The 21,240-nt window shown below is 36.9% G+C and carries 17 protein-coding genes, 1 tRNA gene and 1 pseudogene; 12 read left to right on the top strand and 7 right to left on the bottom strand.

Annotated features, from left to right (window positions below):
• A pseudogene (locus A5844_RS09035) lies at positions 1–3,355 on the top strand (hypothetical protein); the annotation flags it as partial.
• Positions 3,356–3,957: 602 nt separating this feature from the next.
• On the top strand, positions 3,958–5,100 hold the full coding sequence (locus A5844_RS09030) for a hypothetical protein (RefSeq protein ID WP_086284861.1): 1,143 nt from the start codon (positions 3,958–3,960) through the stop codon (positions 5,098–5,100).
• Positions 5,101–5,453: 353 nt separating this feature from the next.
• Here the strand turns inward: A5844_RS09030 and A5844_RS09025 are convergent, their stop codons facing one another.
• Positions 5,454–7,394: an ABC-F family ATP-binding cassette domain-containing protein gene (locus A5844_RS09025; protein ID WP_086284860.1), complete on the bottom strand. Its 1,941-nt coding sequence runs from the start codon at positions 7,392–7,394 to the stop codon at positions 5,454–5,456.
• Positions 7,395–7,617: 223 nt separating this feature from the next.
• On the opposite strand from A5844_RS09025, the gene A5844_RS09020 reads away from it, so the two are divergent.
• Positions 7,618–8,274 carry a redox-sensing transcriptional repressor Rex gene (locus tag A5844_RS09020; RefSeq protein ID WP_086284859.1) on the top strand — a complete coding sequence of 219 codons (657 nt, stop codon included), beginning with the start codon at positions 7,618–7,620 and terminating at the stop codon, positions 8,272–8,274.
• Positions 8,275–8,455: 181 nt separating this feature from the next.
• On the opposite strand, the gene A5844_RS09015 is transcribed toward A5844_RS09020, so the two are convergent.
• On the bottom strand, positions 8,456–8,806 hold the full coding sequence (locus tag A5844_RS09015; protein WP_086284858.1) for a thioredoxin family protein: 351 nt from the start codon (positions 8,804–8,806) through the stop codon (positions 8,456–8,458).
• A gap of 839 nt (positions 8,807–9,645) precedes the next feature.
• Here A5844_RS09015 and A5844_RS09000 point away from each other — a divergent pair.
• A complete protein-coding gene (locus A5844_RS09000; protein WP_086284856.1) occupies positions 9,646–10,575 on the top strand; it encodes a permease in 930 nt (309 codons plus the stop codon).
• A gap of 10 nt (positions 10,576–10,585) precedes the next feature.
• A complete protein-coding gene (locus A5844_RS08995) occupies positions 10,586–11,434 on the top strand; it encodes a TIGR03943 family putative permease subunit (protein ID WP_086284855.1) in 849 nt (282 codons plus the stop codon).
• A 227-nt stretch (positions 11,435–11,661) separates the two neighbouring features.
• Here the strand turns inward: A5844_RS08995 and A5844_RS08990 are convergent, their stop codons facing one another.
• Both A5844_RS08990 and A5844_RS08985 read right to left on the bottom strand, forming a co-directional pair.
• Complete coding sequence (locus tag A5844_RS08990; RefSeq protein ID WP_086284854.1) at positions 11,662–12,135, bottom strand: threonine/serine exporter family protein; 474 nt, start codon at positions 12,133–12,135, stop codon at positions 11,662–11,664.
• Between the two features lie 15 nt (positions 12,136–12,150).
• Positions 12,151–12,903 carry a threonine/serine exporter family protein gene (locus A5844_RS08985; RefSeq protein ID WP_086284853.1) on the bottom strand — a complete coding sequence of 251 codons (753 nt, stop codon included), beginning with the start codon at positions 12,901–12,903 and terminating at the stop codon, positions 12,151–12,153.
• A gap of 117 nt (positions 12,904–13,020) precedes the next feature.
• Here A5844_RS08985 and A5844_RS08980 point away from each other — a divergent pair.
• A tRNA-Gly gene (locus tag A5844_RS08980) sits at positions 13,021–13,091 on the top strand.
• A gap of 49 nt (positions 13,092–13,140) precedes the next feature.
• Here A5844_RS08980 and A5844_RS08975 read toward each other — a convergent pair.
• The gene (locus tag A5844_RS08975) at positions 13,141–14,472 is read right to left on the bottom strand and encodes an ISL3 family transposase (RefSeq protein ID WP_086284852.1); all 1,332 of its coding nucleotides are present in this window, start codon (positions 14,470–14,472) and stop codon (positions 13,141–13,143) included.
• Between the two features lie 394 nt (positions 14,473–14,866).
• Here A5844_RS08975 and A5844_RS08970 point away from each other — a divergent pair, with 394 nt between their 5' ends.
• From A5844_RS08970 to A5844_RS08950, 6 genes are all read left to right on the top strand, one after another.
• Positions 14,867–15,586, top strand: a complete 720-nt coding sequence (locus tag A5844_RS08970; RefSeq protein ID WP_086284851.1) for a DNA/RNA non-specific endonuclease — start codon at positions 14,867–14,869, stop codon at positions 15,584–15,586.
• A gap of 262 nt (positions 15,587–15,848) precedes the next feature.
• Positions 15,849–16,115, top strand: coding sequence for an IreB family regulatory phosphoprotein (locus A5844_RS08965; protein ID WP_002290885.1), 267 nt, complete (start codon positions 15,849–15,851; stop codon positions 16,113–16,115).
• A complete protein-coding gene (gene ruvX, locus A5844_RS08960) occupies positions 16,112–16,543 on the top strand; it encodes a Holliday junction resolvase RuvX (protein WP_086284850.1) in 432 nt (143 codons plus the stop codon). Before A5844_RS08965 ends, ruvX begins: the two co-directional genes overlap by 4 nt.
• 21 nt (positions 16,544–16,564) lie before the next feature.
• A complete protein-coding gene (locus A5844_RS08955; RefSeq protein ID WP_086284849.1) occupies positions 16,565–16,870 on the top strand; it encodes a DUF1292 domain-containing protein in 306 nt (101 codons plus the stop codon).
• A gap of 379 nt (positions 16,871–17,249) precedes the next feature.
• Positions 17,250–17,372 (top strand): hypothetical protein, encoded by a 123-nt coding sequence (locus A5844_RS14655; RefSeq protein WP_256924545.1) that lies wholly within the window; start codon positions 17,250–17,252, stop codon positions 17,370–17,372.
• Positions 17,373–17,387: 15 nt separating this feature from the next.
• Positions 17,388–17,678, top strand: a complete 291-nt coding sequence (locus A5844_RS08950) for a GNAT family N-acetyltransferase (protein ID WP_256924544.1) — start codon at positions 17,388–17,390, stop codon at positions 17,676–17,678.
• Positions 17,679–17,735: 57 nt separating this feature from the next.
• On the opposite strand, the gene A5844_RS08945 is transcribed toward A5844_RS08950, so the two are convergent.
• Positions 17,736–19,061 carry a 2-hydroxycarboxylate transporter family protein gene (locus A5844_RS08945; RefSeq protein ID WP_086284848.1) on the bottom strand — a complete coding sequence of 442 codons (1,326 nt, stop codon included), beginning with the start codon at positions 19,059–19,061 and terminating at the stop codon, positions 17,736–17,738.
• A 283-nt stretch (positions 19,062–19,344) separates the two neighbouring features.
• Positions 19,345–20,985 carry a malolactic enzyme gene (locus A5844_RS08940; protein ID WP_086284847.1) on the bottom strand — a complete coding sequence of 547 codons (1,641 nt, stop codon included), beginning with the start codon at positions 20,983–20,985 and terminating at the stop codon, positions 19,345–19,347.
• Positions 20,986–21,240: the final 255 nt, after the last annotated feature.

Genomic DNA, 21,240 nt, shown 5'->3' with positions numbered 1-21,240 from the left:
GACTACCCTTTACGAGGGATTTGCCGAGTTGAAAAATGAAACCCATTATACAGGTGGTGCGCCAGGAACAGGTGGAATGTTACTGATTAATTTGAGAGGACGAGTGACGTGGGAGGATACCACGCTTAGTCTCGACAAAACGGATCTGTTTGTGGCTGTTCAAGGGAATGAAGAACGTTGGTATGCATTGAAGAGACTGGATGAAGAAGGGGGCTATATCCTTTATCGAGTCGATCAAGATTCCTTATCCTACTTCAAATATGGGTTATTTAATCGGAAGGATCTTTGGGAGAAAGGGTATCAACAAGTAGGAAATGAGATTCGCATCGGGGATAAATACTTTCAATTCTCTGCTCGTGTGAATCGAAGCAAGAAGTTATCCCATGGGGTGGAAATGGAACCGTTGATTGAGACATTGAGTCGTAAACATAGTGATCAATTGTACAAGCAACTCTACGATTCGGGAAACGATAAATCGGATACCGAAAAACTTTGGGAGGTCATCAAGCATTTCATCCCATTTTATGATTGTGTGACAGGGATCATCAATCAAGATACTGGTGAAGCAGTTACTTCGTGTACAATTGATGCGTTGCTTTTCATTCCAATAGTGGGACAAATCACTTCTCTCAATATGAAATTTGCGTTAGGGGTGGCTCGAGCGTTTGCCCGAGGAGGGATTCGAAGTGTCATCAAAAATAGTCGCCATTTTCTTCCGAATGTCGCTGAAATCAGAAAACTGGTTTGGAGTCTCGCACAGGCGATTGATCCAGGATTTGAAACGATCGTAGGTGGCGGTCGACTGGTGATTCAGAAAGCCTTGAAGTTCAAAAATGAATTTCGAGTCGGAATGAAAACCAAAGCTCTGTTAGAAAAAATAGAGATCATGGAGAAAGCACGAGAGGCGTTGAAAAAAGAAATTGTGATGGCACAGTTGAATGGTTTGGAAGTTCCCGTAAAAAAGATGAGTGGAGATCTATATATGCGGGTGACTAATTTGGACACTTCGGAGGTATTTGGTGGCTTGTATGTATTGAAAGGCAAACAGTTAGAACCTTATAGAGGGCCTGCCAAATTTACAACAGAACAACTAGAACTGATCGATCGTTTAGAATTCAAACTGGATAAAGATCAGATGTATGTCGTTAAAAACAATCCTGATCCCCAAGCCTATGGCGAAGGAATGATCACGACAGTCGCAAAAGAAGGAGAAGAGACGAAACGTTTTATTCGAATGAAAGGCAAACTGATTCCGGTGGGGATGCAGTCCATCGAAGGACACGGTGTCCGAATGTATATCAAGGATCCTGCAGCGAAAAAGTTTTTACCAGTGAATTATAATGGTATGGAATGGTATTTTGAAGCCCCGACTTCCCACTCTATACCCAAAGAGGTAGAGTCAAAAATCGTTGAGCAGTTGGATCAGTTTGAATCACAAAAGAATCCTGTTTTTCTTTCTGCACCCGAAACTAGGAATGGTTTGATATGGGATGGAGCAGACAGATCTTACATCAAGGTCAACGAGCAATACATTCCATTGATTTTACTGGATAAGGAGTTGAACCGGTATCATTTAGTGAAAAAAGATTATCATGAATCAATGACCGTCTTGCGATTCGATGAGAAAAAGGATCGATTCCGTTTTGAGACAGAGTTAGAAAGTAAGGAAGTAATAGAAGCATTTTTTTCTGAACAACCTAAAGAGCGACAACGAAAATGGAAAGCTACCTCTAAGAAAAGTAAAACAAGGAATTCCAGAGAGAAGTCCGCACCAAGTACTTCAAAGATAACATCACAACGGGGGTTACCGCCACAAAATGTGATTCCAGATACAACTAGACACGCAGAAGAATGGACGAAACTTAGAAAAGCAATCCCATTTCAAAAGAAATTTGAAATACGAAGAGTTGAAGATGCCAACGTTGCGCTTGGTGATTTTTCTCATTTTCTTCCAGAAAAAACTGTTGTGTATTATGATAAGAAAGAGTGGGTGGAAAAAAAATTAAAATCGATGATCACTAGGAATTTATCTGGGAAACGTAAACGTGATTTTCGAGTGTATGTTGGTCTTAAGAAAGATACAGCACCAGAATACATCAAACTTTTTCGAGAAAAATTGGTAGGAGAATTTAAGAAAGCGCAAGAAAAGTGTGTAAAGACAAAAAAGACGTGTGATAATTTGTTAAAGAAAAGGACGCTAGTAGAAACTCGGCAAGGCCAATATTTGATTCAACTTTTTCAGTTGGAAAAGGCGACAAATCAAGAAGAAATCTTAAGAGAAATTCTCAAGAAACTAAGATTGATAGCAGAAAAAGGAGAATTATTCCTGCAAAAAACGGCGGATCTTGGCTTTGAGAATATTTTGATTGTTTCTACCGATCTAGTTCGAAAAAAAGGAACAAAGGAATATCATTCAGTTTGTCGAAAGAATTTATCACTGGGATCCATTTTTGGATATGATCCGGAATGTAGAATACTCATTTATGCGGATGCTTTTCACTTGGAGCCAGACGTTAAGCTTGGAAAAGAGACAAGACCAATTGGACGGGATGTAATTTTACATGAAGTGACACATCATACTGTGGATTCAGAAGATGTGGTTATGTATTATCCTGTTGACAAAAAATTTAGTATTAGTGCAGAAGATGCACTGAATGATTATATCGATATCTACCCGAATTTATTAGAGTCCAAAGCATTCAAGGCTTTTGTGAATCATTTAGCAATATCTTTGGATAAACCAACAATATCAATTAGGACTGTGGCTAAAGAGATGGAGACAAATTTTATGTTGCGGGCGAATTTTCAGATGACAGATGCGGAAATGCTTATGGTCCTCCTGAGAGATCTTGCCGATGGGAGAGCATTTAATCAACGACCGCGTGTTAAACGAAGTATTAGTGAAGAAGGATTAGAAATTGAATCCATGTTTGAATATCTAGCAATGAAATTCGTACTTGGAGATGGGATCTTCGAAAAAAGTCTTCAATTCAATAAAACACAAGAGCAGACCACAGAACGAACAACGGATAATATAGGTATAGATATACCACACACAGAAATACCAGTAACTGTAGGAAATGGGAAGAAAATGGAGGCAATAAAAACTTTAGAAATCACTGGGAATACAACCAATAGGAGCTTTTTAAATTTTGTAACCACAAGTACCGAAAACAGTAATAATTCAACTCAAGTGACTATTAACAAGCAAATAGACAATAAACCCATACAGTCTACAATAAATAGAAGTTTCTCAGATCTTGTAGCTACAAGCGTCAATGAAAGTAATCGGATCTATCAAAATCTATCCAATCAACAAATAATCAAGAATCAGAAAACAAACCCACAACTTTAAACAAGTAGTGTATGGCTTTGTATCATCGTATATGAAAATAAAAGGACACGATAAGCAACGTGGCGCAGGAGCATTAGTGAAGAGCGAAAAACTGAGATAGATTAACAGCTACTGTTAAAAAATTGGTTGAAAGTGAAAAGTATAAATAATATGTTTAGCTTAGTCTAGAATGGACAGCAGAAGTCAGTTATGAATTTTGAGAATACTTAAATAAGATCAGAAACTTAAAAAAAGATGTCAGTAGAATTCTCTGAAACCAAAAAGAATACACATTGCTAAATCAGTACTCAGCAATCATTATCCATGATTATCTATTTCTTACATAGTATATCTAATGTCTCTTAGAAAAAAGAGTTAGTCATTTGAGTGACTTAGCCTTTGTTAGAATTAAGGTGTGAGTCTATGGGACTAATTAATAAGTACGATAATTTGTCCTCAGGCTAACCTTGATCAAAAGGTAAACACAGTCATTTGTAAATCGGAGAGTCACTTAACTTACAAGTATTGTAATGTTGTTTTTTACCACATAAGGGAAAAATAGATTCTAAGAATGATTAGACACATGTATACTTTTATTGAATTACTAGATTAGGAGGATGAAGATGAGTAGAAGTAAAGGATTTAGAAGTGTGTTTCATCGAACTAAAACAAAAAAAGCGGAGAGTGCTAGTACTGTGAAGGAAATACAAACAGTGATTCAGCCGACAGAGGAGTTAAATGAGGTAGAAAAAGAATTAATTAACCTATCAAAGCGCTATTTAGAAAAGGGGGAAGTATCCACTAGTGAAAAAGCTTTTAAGCGTATTAAAGAGGCTCAAGCATTAGCAAAAGAGTTGGAAAATAGCACACAAGCTGAACTAAAAACTGCCATGGCTCGTTTTTATTATAAAAATTTTTATTTGAGTGACTATCTCTATATTTGGTTAAACTTGGATTGCCAAAAACTAAAAGATATGGAGAAAAGCAAACCAATAGCTGAGGGTTCCCCTAGTGCACTCTATTATAAAGATGCGAAGAAAGAGCTACAACAGATAATTAAAATTAGGTTTGAAAGTCTTAAATGCTGTTTTGAACGACCAGAAATAAATCGGCAATTGGATGGTGATTCTATGGAAGAAATCGTTGAGCGAATACGGGCCGTTTATTTTTCGCCCACTGTCGAAGTAGAACGATATCTAAAATATGAAGAAGCGCAACTAAAGAATCCATCATTGAGATTATCGAAAAGTTCTTCAATGCGAGTTAGAAAAAGTGAGAAATCTATCGATGAAGAATCAGTTGACTTCATTTCAATGAAACAAATGGATAAGAACCATCCTATACAACGATCAAAGAGCCTACCACTCTCACTAATGAAGTCTTCAGCTGAAAATATTCCTGCTACATTGAGAAGCACCATTTCAAAAGAACAAAAGAACAAGGATGATTTTGGTAAGAGTGACTCTACTACATATGAAAATGTCCCTAGAAAAAATTCAATATCTATGCTTAGAACAAAGAGCCAAAATACAGCGGACAAAATCAATTTAGCTCAACAAAAACAGACTGAAAAAACGAATCAATCATACATACATCCAACAGATATTCCTAGAAAGAACACATTAAAGAATAGTAAGAGACGTTGTTTTCTTATCCGTGGTGGGATTTTTAAAAAGTTCAAGAACAAAAATAGAAAGATACTTAAACAATCACAACGACCAAGCCGAATTAGTCGAGCATACGAGATGTACATCCACTCTAGATAAATGACATGAGCTACATCATTTGAAATCCCATAGATCTTTCCAGTCTACAATAAGAGGCACTTGAGAAACTGGTCAATAATCAATTAAGCTTTAAAAAGAAAAAGATCATGACTAGTAAACAGTTATAAAGCAATTAAATAGACTATAGGGTGCCAGGAAGCTAGTACCAGCTCATTTTTGCATCCTATAGTCTATTTTGCGAATTCTATTTTCTCTTATTACCTAACATGCAGATAGAACAAAAAGTCGATTTAAAAATGATAAAGTTGGATAAATATCGTTTCAGAAGTAAGTTTTGTAGCTACTCTGGAGTTTTTTCTTGGAGTTGCTTAGTTGCTTTCTCACCTAGAGAGCTAGGATTCGGTTTCGTATTCTTCTAATTCTAAACTTAATTCTTCCCATTCGGATAATTTTATTTCTTGTTGTTGTCGCGCAGTATTCAGCGCTTGATTCAATTCATTCAGTTTAACATGATCATCTAATAGTTCAGGGGAGATCATTTCTTGTTCTAGTTGGTCGATTGTTTCATCTAATTTAGCTAAATCTTCTTCGATTTGGGTAACTTTACGTTGTAAACTACGAATGAGCTTTTGCTGCTCCTTACTTTGATGATAGGTTGTTTTTCTTGTCGAAGGAGTATTGACTTCAGGGATGTCTTTTGCTAAAAGCTCCGCAATTTCTTCTTCTTCTTTTTTCTTTTCTAAATAATAATCATAATCTCCCAGGTAGACCTTACTTCCTGTTTCAGAGAGTTCCACGACTTTGGTTGCGATTCGATTGATAAAGTATCGATCATGAGAAACAAATAGCAAGGTTCCTTCATAGTCAATGAGAGCATTCTCTAGTACTTCTTTATTGTCAATATCTAAATGGTTGGTTGGTTCATCCAGAATTAAAAAATTTTCTTGATCCATCGCCAATTTGGCTAAAGCTACACGTGCTTTTTCCCCACCACTTAGTAACGGGATCGTCTTTTCTACATCTTCTCCCGAGAATAAAAAGGCGCCTAAGATCGTACGGATGTCTTTTTCTGGCACCGTGGGATGTTCATCCCATAATTCTGCAAGAATTGTCTTATTAGTGTGCAAATCAGCTTGTCCTTGATCATAGTAGCCAACAGTAACGTTAGTTCCAAAAGTTTCCTTTCCCCGAATAAAAGGCAATTTTTGAATGATTGATTTTAATAAAGTTGATTTACCGATACCATTTGGTCCAACTAATGCAATTGCTTCTTGACGACGAATGTCTAGGTTGATGGGCTCAGATAAAATGGTTCCATCATAACCAATTGCTGCATCTTCCACTTGTAAAACAACATTTCCAGATGGCTTAGCCACATGAAAAAGAAAATGGGCTTGCTTTTCATCTCCTTGTGGTCGATCTAAACGTTCCATTTTTTCTAAGGCTTTGCGGCGACTTTGCGCACGTTTAGTAGTGGAGGCGCGGACAAGGTTTTTAGCGACGAAGTCTTCTAACTTGTGTATCTCGGTTTGTTGTTTTTCGTAAGCTTTCCAATCTGAAGCCAACTGCTCAGCTTTCATATCAAGATATTTAGAGTAGTTTCCTTTGTAATGGCGCATTTTTTTACGACTTAATTCATAAACTTCAGTAGCTACTTTATCTAAGAAATATCGGTCATGTGAAACAATCAACAGTGCGCCGGTATAACTTTGTAAATAGCCTTCCAACCAAGAGAGCGTTTCAATATCCAAATGGTTAGTTGGCTCATCCAAAATCAAGATATCTGGATGTTGCAAAAGCATTCTTGCTAAGGCTAATCGTGTTTTTTGGCCACCTGAAAGTGTATCGATTCGTTGTTCATAAAAGGAAGGGCCAAACTTGAATCCGTGGAGTACGGAGCGGATCTCATTTTCATAGCTATATCCGTTTTTATCAGAAAACTCATGTTGTAACTTGTCATATTCTTTTAAATGAGAAGCATAAGCAGGCGTATCCGGGTTTCCTTCACTGATAAGGACCTCTAGTTCTCGCATTCGTCGTTCCATTTGTCGAACAGTTTCAAATGCTTTTAGCATTTCATTCCACACGGTTTCCGTGGAGTCTAACCCAGTATCTTGCGCTAAATAACCTAAAGTAGCAGCTTTGTTTTTAGCGATGTTACCTAGATCTGGGCTTTCAATCCCAGCAATGATTTTTAATAATGTCGATTTTCCAGCACCATTTCGGCCGACTAAGGCGATCCGAGCGCCTGTTTGAATCTCTAAATGAATATTCTCAAATAAAATCTCTGCGCCGAAATGGCGAGCGATTTGATTGGCTTGTAATAATATCATCGAATCCTCTTTTCTACTTTGTGAATTCTCTTAGAATTATCGTATTCTTATCTTTTAGTAGTCTAACATAAATTTTTTGTTCCTGCGAGATTCTAACAAATGATAAAAAAATGAATAAAGAATAAAAATTCACAAGATTCAAGCAACGAAATTGATTTTTTTGTGCAAGTACTGCTATGATGTATAAATCGAAGTGAATTTAGAAAATTGTGGGGGTAATAAAGTGAAAGACCATGTCATACCAAAGGCAACAGCGAAACGCCTGCCTTTATACTATCGTTATTTAAGAATTTTAAATAATGCGGGTAAGAAAAAAGTGTCATCAACAGAATTAAGTGAGGCTGTCCAAGTAGATAGTGCAACGATCCGACGTGATTTTTCCTATTTCGGTGAGTTAGGAAAACGTGGCTACGGCTATGATGTAGAAGACTTGATGCATTTTTTCGCTAAAACATTAAATGACGACCAATTGACAAATGTTGCATTGATTGGTGTCGGAAATCTTGGTAGTGCATTATTAAAATACAAATTCCATCAAAGCAATAGTATCCGTGTGAGTTGTGCCTTTGATGTAAACCCTGAAATTGTTGGACGTATTGTCGATGGTATTCCGGTTTATCCAATGGAGGATATGATCGAACAAATCAAGATCCAACAAATCGAAGTAGCTATCTTAACGATTCCTGCTGAAAAAGCACAAGAAGTAGTAAATCGTTTGACAGAAGCTGGCGTAAAAGGAATTTTGAATTTTACATCAGCTCGTCTGAATGCACCAGAAGAAGTATTGATCCAAAATGTTGATTTAACGAATGAATTACAGACATTGATCTACTTTTTACATTCAGATGCTTCTTTACAAGAAAGCGAAGTAGCAGAATAGAAGAAAAGGCTGGAACAGAAGTGGTTAACTCCGAGAAATAAGAAGAGATTCACGAAAATTGCTTTTCAAATTTTTATGAATTTCAGCTTATTATCGAAGGAGATGCTTCTGATTCCGCTGTTTATACGTATTTAGAGCGTGAAACAAGAGTAAATCATACTTTTGTCCACGCTCTTTTTGTTTATTCGGAGAATAAAGATTCATAAGAACGGCTTTCATCGGCATCTGTCAATTGATCAAAATTTTTTTTCAACTGTTCAAAGCGAATAAAGCGCGCATGTCGAGCGATTTCTTTACCATGATGGAAAACTAAAATGACAGGTGAGGTAAATACTTGGAAAGCACCTGAAACCTCTGGTGTCTCATAAGCATCTAAATGATAGGCAGGGAATGAATAATGGATCAATAAATCTGCTAACTGAGGAAGAACTGCATGGCAGACGCTGCAATTAGGCATTGAGATAGCTACAACGACCGTTTCCATGTTTTGAATCGCCATTTGGACCTCAGATAAATCTGTTGTTTTTTTCACAGCAATTACTCCTTTATTGATATTCTTTGTTTAATTAATCATATGATCGTGTAATTGAGGAGAAATATCCATAAAGATATTCCTAAAAATAAATAACGGATACCCCTCTATTTCTTTTAAACTAAGATAATACTTGAATAAACATCAAGAAGCTGTTTTCTCAAGTTTCTTCTTAATACTTGGAGCTGAACGGCTTTTTCACAACCTCTGATAAATGGTGTTCAAGAAGCTACACTTTGGTCATAAGTCAAAAAAATAAAAAATGTGAAGAGCCATTTTCTATTTTTCATCCTTATGCCTCAGTGCAAGACGCTTCTTTCACAACCTCTGATAAATGGTGTTCAAGAAGCTACACTTTGGTCATAAGTCAAAAAATAAAAAATGTGAAGAGCCATTTTCTATTTTTCATCCTTATGCCTCAGTGCAAGACGCTTCTTTCACAACCTCTGATAAATGGTGTTCAAGAAGCTACACTTTGGTCATAAGTCAAAAAATAAAAAATGTGAAGAGCCATTTTCTATTTTTCATCCTTATGCCTCAGTGCAAGGCACTTCTTTCACAACCTCTTGATAAACGGTGTTCAAAAGCCAACTCCTTCGATATTAAGTTGAAACTTGAAAAAATATGGAAAGCTATTTTTTCAAGTTACTCCTTAATACTCGGAGCTAAACGGCTTTTTCACAACCTCTTTGTAAAAATAAGGTGTATGCTACAAAATGTCAATGGAAGTGCTTAATGCAAAAATAGAATCTATAAATAAGTTTAAGCTTTCTTGTTTTTTTTTGCTGAAAAGCGTATAGTGATTTGGCAAATGAAGTTCAATTACAAGGAGAAATAGTATGTTTTCATTTATTCCTAACTCGGTTTTACAAATGGGGACGATTTTTTTATCGATCATTATCGAAGCGTTGCCTTTTGTTTTATTAGGGTGTTTTATCTCAGGGGCTTTACAAGTTTTTTTGACTCCCAATCGTGTGAAACGATGGCTGCCTAAAAATCGTTTCCTATCTATTGTAGTAGGATCCATATTGGGATTTTTCTTTCCTTCCTGTGAATGCGGGATTGTTCCAATCGTTCATCAGTTTGTAAAAAAAGGTGTACCGATCCATACGGCTTTTGCTTTTATGCTGACAGCACCAATTATCAACCCTGTGGTGATCTTTTCTACATTTATTGCTTTTGGAAATTCTTGGGTAATGGTAGGTTGGCGTATCTTAGGTAGTTTTTTAGTGGCATTAGTTGTTGGTGTATGGTTAGCTTATATCCAAAAGACTCCTATTTTAAAAGAACATGTTGAGAAGAGCATGGAGATAGAAATACCTCATCCACATCAACATGGAAGAGAAAAGAGTCACTCAGTGGAAAAACATAGAGGATTTAAGCAAGTGATACATGTTTTTATTCATGCTATTGATGAATTTTTTGATACAGGACGGTACCTAGTTTTGGGAGGTTTGATTGCAGCTGGAATGCAGACTTATTTACCTACAAGGGTGATGCTGACGTTAGGCTCGACCAAGTTATTGGCGATTAGTATCATGCTGATTTTAGCATTTACCATGTCTCTTTGTTCAGAAGCAGATGCTTTCATCGGCTCCTCGTTACTAAGTCTATTTGGAACAGCGCCAGTCGTTGCATTTTTGGTATTTGGTCCAATGGTAGATATCAAAAATCTTTTAATGATGAAACGTTATTTCAAAAGTCGGTTTATCCTAGCATTGGTTTCATTAATCGCTATCACTGTAATTACTTACACATGGTTCATTTAGGAGGGCGTATATGTTACGATTTTTGATATTATCTGGTTATTTTGAATTAATGATGTATCTACAAGTATCCGGACGTTTAGATCAGTATATCAATGTCCATTACCGCTATTTGGCCACACTATCAATGGTCTTATCTGCTTTGCTTGCATTCGTTCAGCTAGCTCTTTGGGTAAAAGCAGATGGTGAAAAACATACCGAAGAAGCGACTCATTCTTCTCATGATCATGAGCATGGTCTAACAAAGCCCTATCAACGACTGATTGCTTATGTTTTATTAGCGTTGCCGATTGTTGTTGGTACATTTTTTCCAACAGTGAGTTTAAATACAACCATTGTTGAAGCAAAAGGATTTAATTTTCCATTGAGTAAAGAATCGGTTGGCGATCCAGAAGTACAAACACAATACCTGAAACCAGATACGAGTATTTATTTTAATCAATCCGATTATCAGGATCAGATGAATGAACTGAAACAAAAATATGAAAAGAATCAAACGATTAAGATCACTGACGAAAATTATCTTGAGGTCATGGAATTGATTTATAATTTTCCAAGTGAGTTCATTGGGAAAAAAATTTCTTATGAAGGATTTATCTATCAATCAAAAAATGAGGAGAAAACAGATACGTTTTTATTCCGATTTGGTATTATCCACTGTGTAGCTGACTCGGGGGTATTTGGATTACTCATCCACTTGCCAAAAGAAATGGTAGTAAAAAATGATGAATGGTATAGCATAAAAGGAACGATCCAGTCTGATTTTTATGCACCTTTCAAACGAGAAATCCCTACAGTTCATGTTACTGAAGCTCAAAAAATACCCACGCCTAAAAACCAATACGTTTACCGAGCATTCTAAAAAAGAGATACATTTGATGATGGAGCCAAACTTTTGAGAGAAAAGTCTGAGGAGAACTTTTTGTCATTCACAATAGCTATTGTGAAATGGATAACCCAAAATTGGCATATCTTATCTTGAATAATTGTGCGAATAACTATAAAGAACCTCACCGATATTTATCTGGTGGGGTTCTTTACTTAATATAGATAACTATGAGAAGTAAGTGGTTTATTTAAGCAATGTAGTTACTTTTTCTTTTTTCTTTTCAAAAGGATGCTTTCACGCTTCACTTTGAAATTCCGTATATTATGATTGAATACTTCTGAAATAACTAAACCTAAAGCAATCGCTCCAGCGATCATAATGGCTTGAACTGCAAAGTAAGCAGCTTGTTGGTAGGCTCCAGTCACTAGATTTCGCACAGCTTGATAGGCTAAACCACCAGGAACAAGTGGAACCATTCCCGGTATATTAAAAATCGTGACAGGCATTTTTAATTGTTTGGAGAAGCAATCGCTCGCAAAGGCAACACCTAATGAACCAAGTAAAGAGCCGAAAGCTGCACTCCCACCGTATTTCAAGCAAATCCAGTAAATCATCCAACCGAATGCGCCTGATAATCCACACCAAATCAGTGCTTTTCGAGGAACATTCGTGATGATGGCAAAGGCAGCAGTTGCCAAGAAGCTAAAAGAAAATTCAATTAAGAGTTGCCACATGGTGATGTTCCTTTCCTAATAAAAAAGTTGAAAAATAAATGCGATGGCAAAACCAATCATGGTAGCTGTCATCATGGCTTCAGTTCCTCTTGAAACGCCCGAAACATAATGACCAGCTAATAAGTCACGAATGGCGTTAGTGATTTGTACGCCAGGAACCAGGGGCATGACACAACCAATGATAATGAAATCTTGGTTTAAACCAATTCCTACATGTACACTAAGAATCGCTGCGATCCCAATCACCAATGAGGATAGGAATTCAGCTAAAAACTTGATTCGAAAGAACTTCAAACTACAAAGATAGGTGATATATCCAATCCCACCAATGAATAAGGTAACAGGTAAGTCTTTGAAATCACCACCAAATAGAATCATGATCGTACCGCTAATGATCGCTGCGCTAACGATCTGTAACCAAATAGGAAACATTCGGCGGTCCTTTTCTACTTCTTGCAAGGCAAGATATAGCTCTTCCAAAGACAAATCTCCTGCTACATATTGCCGTGAAAGACTATTCACTTTGACAACCCGCTCTAGATTGATCGTCCGATTAGTGATCTGTTCCATTCGGATAGTTGATGAGCGATCTAATCCAATAAATAAGCCTGTTTGTGTGACATAACTCACCAGACGATAATTACCGGAGGCTAAGGCAATCCGACTCATCGTATCTTCCACACGATACATTTCTGCATTGCTCTCTGTCATGATTTTTCCTGCTAGTAAACAAGTGTTAAGTAATAAATCTAAATCTTTTTCTGGCATGACTTGTTCTCCAATGACTATTTTCTTAGATTTATTTTACTACAAAAATATAGTAAAACGAATAAAAAGAAAACTTGAGGTCTAAAATAAAAAGGCGTATACTGTTCAATAGATGATGCGGGTGTAGTTTAGTGGTAAAATCCCAGCTTCCCAAGCTGATGTCGCGGGTTCGATTCCCGTCACCCGCTTAATTGGCTCTTCGACAAGTAGTGTTGGTGAGTTCAAATTGAAAGAATTTCATCGAGAATCAATCGAAGCAGAAATACGCTTCGATTGATTCTTTTTTGTTTTGGATTGATCTTGGAAAACCAAGCCCTGAATCAAGTAAATACGGTCACGAAAATGGAGAAAATTACGGTAACCATAAGCGACTCGTTTGATGACCTTGATTTTATTGTTTGTCCCTTCCAAGGCCCCATTACTATAGGGTGTTAGGAAGGCATTCTTGATTCCTTTTCTGTATTTATTGAAGAAAGTGAGTTTCTTGCGAAACCACTCAGGAAGCTGGGTATCTAAGGTATTCACCACTTCGAAAAAGTCATTCGTCTCTTTTTGTTTATAGTGATAGAGAAGGAGTTGACAAGTATCATAAGCCAACTTCAATGTGGAATCATAGCTGAGTAATTCATCGACGATCGCTTTTTCAGTCATCGGACGCTTAAAGGAATAATCATAGCGATAGCGTGAGCTATCTAATAGATAAGAATCCTTTAGGAATAACTTCCAGTAACGTTTGAATCGTTTATACTTCAGACGATCGTTCTTACGATAAGTGTTCATGATTTGAATCCGTAAATGGTTCAACGCTCGGTGAATATGTTGGATAATATGAAAACGATCCGTGACAATTTGTGCATGGGGAAAAATACTTTTTGCTAATTCAAAATAAGGAGCGTTCATATCCATGACGATATATTGGACATTCTCTCTAGCTTGACGGGTATAGCGAGAGAAATAGGTACGTAAATAAGCTAGTTTACGACTTTCAAGAAGACCAAGAATTTGATTCGTTTGACCATCCATGAAAATAAAACTCATTTTACCCACACAGGATTTCATTGCTTTAAATTCATCAAAGCAAAGAACGGAGGGCAAGTAGTCCAAACGTATTTTAACGTTCTTCACAGCCACTTTCATGATTCGTAAAATCGTTACATCCGATACGAAATAACGAAAGGCAATGTCTTTTCTACTGGAGTTGGTCGCTAATTCTGCCATGATTTTTCGTTTCAAGTCGACAGAAATCGAACAATTTCTATCGACTAAAGAAGTTTCAGCCGAGAAAGTTGCGCCACACTCTTTACATAGGAATCGAGTTTTTTTAAGTTTTAAGATTGTTTTACGTGAATGGATCGGTAGTAATTGAATGGTGGTTTGGTGGGTCCCATATTTAATCACTTGTCCTTCGTTTTTAACCCCACATTTTGTACAACAAGTGGGAGTGTAATCTAAGCGTCCATGAATCACGTAGGAGGTAATGCCTCCTTCTTTCTTTTCAGAAAGCCAATTTGTAGGGAAAATGATATTTTCATCTGTTAAACCGAGTAATTTTTTAGTATGATAGTCCATGGAGATATCCTTTCTTGATGAGTTTGGTTTAGGCGACTTAATTCTATCAATTTGGATATCTCTTTTTCTATCTTTTTTTACAAAAAAATAGTGTTAGTAGAAAACAAAATTGTTTTCCACCAACACTAGATATTATAGAACCGCTTAATTGAGAGACTGACAATGTATGACATGATTCTAACCATTTATGGTTCAGGATATAGATAAGAAATCGATTTCTGCGAGATGGAAATCGATTTCTTTTTATCTGAAAAAGATAAGAGCTAAAGAGACGTATATAATAACAGTAGAAGAGATAGGTGGAAAAATATTCTTAACTAGAAATATATTTATTTTAAAAAAGGGGAACGTATGTTAATATTTATAGAAGTTCTTTCAGCAAAGGGGTAAATATATGAACAAAAAAACAACCAAAACAGTAATGGGGGTTGTCGTTGCATTGGTAGCTGGAGTATTAGGTTTTTCGGCTATGCAACAAGAGACAGACATCATTCAGCAAATCTCTGGACTATTTGATTCCACACCACAGGTTTCTAAAGTTGCTGATATCCCAGCGTATGATGGGAAACATCAAGAAATCGAGATAAATCAGAATAAGCCGATGTTTACAAAAAGCGATCTTACGCTAGAAAATGGCACATGGGAAAGTTATTCGCCAATCGATCGCTTGAACCGAGTAGGACAAGCTAATGCGATGCTTGGTAAGTCGTTATTTCCAAAAGAAAAACGCGAAGCACTTTATATTGACCCAACTGGTTGGAAACAAAAAAAATTAAGTAACGGACAATGGTTGTACAACCGTAGTCACTTGATTGGTTTTCAATTGACCGGACAAAATAACAATATCAAAAATCTGATGACAGGTACACGTTCATTGAATACGCCATATATGCTTGCTCATGAAAATGATATTGCTTCTTATATCAAGGAAACAAATCATCATGTACGCTATCGTGTTACGCCACATTTTGAAGGGGAAGAGTTAGTGGCAAGAGGGGTCCAATTAGAAGCACAAAGTGTCGAAGACGATCAGATCTCTTTTAATGTTTATATCTATAATGTCCAAGATGGTTACACGATCAATTACCAAACCGGTCAAGCGACTAAGGGTTGATAAAAAAAACAAGTAGTTTTGAATATTTTGTGAATATTTTGAAAAAACAGCGAAAAAACTTATTTTTAAGGAATTTTAACGTATACTTAACTAAAAGTTCCTTGCTGTCAAATAGAAGGAGATAAATAGAATAGAGCCACAAAAAACTTCCTTTTTTATTTTCTCTGGAAGTTTGAATATTTATTTGTAGTTTTGTTCTATTTCGAGTAAAATAAGGGTGTAGAGGGTAATTTGACTGCCCTGCGGAAAGAGGTGTAGAATCATGGGTTTTACAGATGAAACCGTACGTTTTGGTTTTGATGATAGTCGAAAAAAAGAAGTCAGCGAAACATTAGCGATCGTTTATCGGGCTTTGGAAGAAAAAGGCTACAATCCAATCAACCAGATTGTGGGCTACTTGCTTTCTGGAGACCCGGCCTACATTCCTCGTTATCGTGACGCAAGAAATTTAATTCGTCGTCATGAACGCGATGAGATTATGGAAGTGATCGTAAAAGACTATCTTTCAAATCATGGAGTGAATCTATGAGGGTGATGGGCTTAGACGTTGGCTCAAAAACAGTAGGCGTCGCTGTCAGTGATCCTTTTGGCTGGACTGCTCAAGGTGTAGAGATTATCCGAATCGATGAAGCAAACGAAGAATTTGGATTTGATCGTTTAAAAGAACTAGTGGAACAGTACGAAGTCGATCGTTTTGTTGTAGGCTTGCCAAAAAATATGAATAATTCAATTGGACCAAGAGCAGAAAGCTCGATGGCATATGGGGAGAAGATCCATGAACTATTTTCTCTGCCAGTTGATTATCAAGACGAACGTTTAACCACTGTTCAAGCAGAACGGATGTTGGTCGAACAGGCAAATACTTCAAGAGCAAAAAGGAAAAAAGTCATCGATAAGTTAGCTGCGGTGATGATTTTACAAAACTATTTAGATGGTTCGGGTAAACAACTATTTTAAAAAATGAAAAGAGGGATTCTTATGGCAGAACATAATCATACACATGATCATGAAGGACATGAACACATTACGTTGGTGGATGACCAAGGAAACGAAACACTATATGAAATCTTGTTAACAGTAGATGGACAAGAAGAATTTGGACGTAACTACGTACTTCTTTATCCAGCTGGTGTACCAGAAGATGAAGACGTTGAATTACAAGCTTATGCTTATATCGAAAATGAAGATGGAACTGAAGGCGAGTTAGAACAAATCGAAACAGACGCTGAATGGGATATGATCGAAGAAGTTTTCAATACGTTCATGGCTGAAGAAGAAGAATAGACCTGAAATGATGGCTGAACCCTTGATAGATAGGGGTTCAGTTTTTTTTATTAATAACTTTAGATTCCCTTTTTTGATTGAAAAAGACGGAGTATATTGGTAAATCTATAATAATTTAGAAAACTAAGGAGATGTTATAGTATGTAAAGTTAGAATGTGATTAATGGTGATGATTATTTAAAACACCAGTAAAATGATAGGAAACTACTAAAACATTATCTGTCTTTAATAACATTGAAAAGCTTGATATAATCAGATTCAGCTTTTTTAATAGTGATTTCAAATCTATAGTGCTGTTAGAATATTTTATGTGTAAGAAATCAAGCTATCAAAGATTAATGAATCTATATATAGTAAGCAAAGGAGAGGCTAACAGGCTATGGCAGGCGAGTATGACAGATGCACAAGCTATCAACAAAATAACGAGAAAGAACTCGGTTATGATGTTTCAATGGAACGAACCATCCAACAAATGCAAAGTATTTTAAAACAGCCAGATTAACACTGTATCTATGTTGTGGAAGACACCTCAACAGAAAAAGTCCTTGGCTATGTTCATGCTGAAAAATATGAATCGCTTTTAGCTCCTACTTTGTTCAATGTGTTGGCCTTAGCTGTGATTACGGAAGCACAACATCATGGAGTAGGAAAAGCTCTTATGAAAGGGCTAGAGAAAGAAGGGAAGATAAGAGGGTTTGCTGGCATACGGTTGAATTCCGGTGAAACGAGAATCCAAGCACATCAATTTTACGAACATATCGGCTATCAATTGACTAAATGGCAAAAGCATTATATGAAAGAACTATGATTTCTAAACAAACGAAAAGCCAACTTCTCACGATCGCAAAAAGTTGGCTTTTTCTCTTTATGAAAGCAATTGCATTAAGAAACCAGAGATAATCAAGACGATTGCTCCCCCTAAACGATTCCCCATTTGGGCGAAAGCGATGAGTTCCATGCGATTTGCAGCAGATAAAACTGCAACGTTTCCGGTACCACCCATTGAATTATTACACAAGCCAGCAGTAATTGTTGATTCGATTGGATATAGTCCAAACAGACGACCTACAAATGCTGAAACAAGGGAAATAACGATCACGCTAGTCAAACATAGAACGACGAATTGCCAAGTCAAAGCTGAAGCTAGTACATTCAAGTTGAGTAAGGCAATACCGATGCCGGCAAGAACTGCGGCTGTCAAGTTTTTAACAATCAAATTATTGAACATGATCGCTGCATCTTCATAATATTCAGGTAAAGCGTTGGTGATTTTACAAATCACCACGATAATGATCATAAACGCATAAGCATGAACTTTTGGTACAAAGTAATTACAGATTTGTCCCAAAATGAAGAAAGTAAGAGAGACCATCAAACCAACACCGAGTTGTGGAATGGATGGTTTGACGTTACGAGGTTTTCCATCGCCAAGGTTGCCTTTTTCCATCAATTTCCCATTTCCGTTTAATTTTGGCATAGACTGACCAGCACGAGCCACTAAAGCTGCACCAATAATCGCTAAGACATTGGTCATTGCAGTAGCAGGGATCAAACGTGAAATGATGGCAGAGGCATCTGTTCCTAAAACATTTGCATAAATCGTTGATAAAGGCACAGCACCTGCTCCAACACCACCAGCCATGGCAGGTAACGAGATGTAAAGCACAGAATTAGCAAAGCCGTTGCCGATCAACATCCCGACAAGCCCTACGGCAAAGAAAGAAGCAATCATGGAAATAAGGGCAACAGGAATAAAGCGAACGGAAGCTTTCATCAATAAGTTTCGATTCATACCAAGGATACTACCTGTGATCAATGCAGCAATATAAAAGTCTAAGAATCCCATATTATTGACGAAATTCTCTGTTGATTTCACGACATACTCAGGTAAGATCCCAAAAGTCGCAATGGCTGCTGAGGCAAAGATAGCAAAAACAGAACCTCCACCTAAATAACTTTTTACAATAGGGATTTTTGTTCCGATAAAATGGAAGAGATTCCCGAAGATAACAAGTACAGCAATAGGTCCAATCATATTAGTAGGCAATTTTCCTAAAGCCATCGCCACGATCAACACGAGAACCATGATTAAATAGATCGGTAAGCTGACACCACTGATAGTTGTTGTCCAAAACCCTTCTTTTTTATTTTCTTCAACTGATAAATCAGTTGGCTTTTTTTGTTGTGACAATTTATACAGATCCTTTCTTTGAGTGAAGTAAGAGAAACTGTGGATACCTTGTGGAAAGTAGTTAGCACATACGACAAGTCATTCTCTTAAAGGCAACAAGATAAAAAGATTTCTGAAAAAGACATGTCTTAGATAGCTTGTTAGCGATTCACTGTTTCATCAAGAATCAAGTTGTCTAAGACATGAATCTCTGCCAGATATTCAATTTAGTGCTGTCAAATTTTTTTTAAAACTTCTAAATATTACTTGTCAAAGTAGATAATCAGGAAGGATTAACTATCACTTAGTCTTTTAGCTCTTGGTATTCTGGTACCCATTTAGCAGCTGTAACTGCTGCTTTGATGTCATTGATTTCTTCGCGATTTAATTGTTGGTCAACAACTGATTTAGCGACTGTCTCTGCAATGATTTGTGAAAACTCTGTAATTTTTGCGACTGGTGGCAAGATAGCAGCGCCTGGTTTCGTCACATCAACGATTCCACCGAGTGCACGACTTGCTTGGGAGATGATCTCTGCATTGACACGAGTAGCAGTTGAAGCAATCAAACCTAGGCCAAGACCAGGATACATCAACGCATTGTTTGCTTGACCGATTTGGTAAGTGACACCTTTGTATTCTACATCAGCAGCAGGGATACCTGTACCAACTAGAGCTTTACCATCTGTCCATTCAATCAGATCTTGAGCAGTAGCTTCTGCTAATTTTGTTGGATTAGACAAAGGCATAATAATTGGACGTGGAGTATGTGCAGCCATTTCTTTGACGATTTCTTCAGTAAAGGCACCTGGTTGTGTAGAAGTACCAATCATGATCGTTGGATGAATGGCTTTTACGGCAGATTCTAATGTTGTTAATTCTGCATGGTTTGAGAATTCAGAACGTTTGCGAGCAAATGGAATTTGACCAGGTGTAAGACCTTCTGTATCTTCAAATAATAAGCCTTGTTTATCCACTTGATAGAAGTGTTTGCGTGCTTCTTCTTCTGGCACCCCTTGGCGGATCATTTCATCTAGAAGGATATTTGCGATACCAACACCCGCAGTTCCAGCACCAAATGTAAGGATCGTTTGATCTTTCAATGATTCTTGAGAAATATTCAATCCACCTAATACACCAGCTAATACAACAATCCCTGTTCCTTGGATATCATCATTGAAAGTAGTGATTTTGTTTTCGTATTTTTCTAAGATCGTTGCTGCATTTCCACGACCAAAGTCTTCCCAGTGCAATAACAATTCAGGGAAAAGATTTGTTGCTGCTTCTACGAATTGATCAATAAATTCATAGTAAGTCGCTCCCTCAACTCTGGCATGTTTATTTCCCAAGTAAAGTGGGTTGTTCAATAATTCTTCGTTGTTCGTACCCGCATCAATGGATACAGGTAAGACTTGTGCTGGGTTGATCCCTGCCGCAGCTGTGTAAACCATTAGTTTCCCAATTGCAATATCTACACCATTTACGCCCCAGTCACCCATTCCAAGGATTCCTTCTGCATCTGTGACAACGATCAAACGAATGTCTCGGCCATCTGCGGCATTTTTCAAGCTTTCTTTAATGCTTTCAGGATCATCGATTGAAAGGAAAGCTGCATCTTGAGGTTTTAAGAAGATTTCATTATATTGTTCAATCGAATCAGCAACCACAGGATCATAAACGATCGGCATAAATTCTACTAAATGTTGGCCCATCAATTTATAAAAAAGTGTCCGATTGGTATTGAATAAGTTCATCAAGAAAATCCGTTTTTCTAAATCGGATGTTTTGCTTAAATATTGTCCGTATGCTTGAACAGACTGTTGTTCTAATGTTTGTACAGTGCTTGGAAGCATCCCAGTGATTCCATATTTTGCGCGTTCTTCCTTGGTAAAGGCAGTTCCTTTATTTAGAAATGGATTGTTTAATAAGTTTAATCCTTTAAGCATGTTTGATTCCTCCTAATTTTTAATACCAACGCAGTATAGGTGCTTGACAATACTATAGTCAAAAGGTTTATCTATGATAAATATTATTTATATGAGAGGATTTACGAATCAAAAGTCTAATGGGTAAAAAAGTGAAGAAATTTTTGAATTTACTAGGTCTACCTCATTTGCTATTCAATAAACATTGGTGATTGGTCTTGTATCTGTGAAGAAGTTGTTGTTTCTGCTTTTTATAGAAATAGGTGGGGATTGATT

This window comes from Candidatus Enterococcus wittei, from assembly GCF_002140175.1.
In the GTDB taxonomy this organism is placed as follows: domain Bacteria; phylum Bacillota; class Bacilli; order Lactobacillales; family Enterococcaceae; genus Enterococcus_B; species Enterococcus_B wittei.
This window is presented reverse-complemented; position numbering and strand designations above follow the sequence as displayed.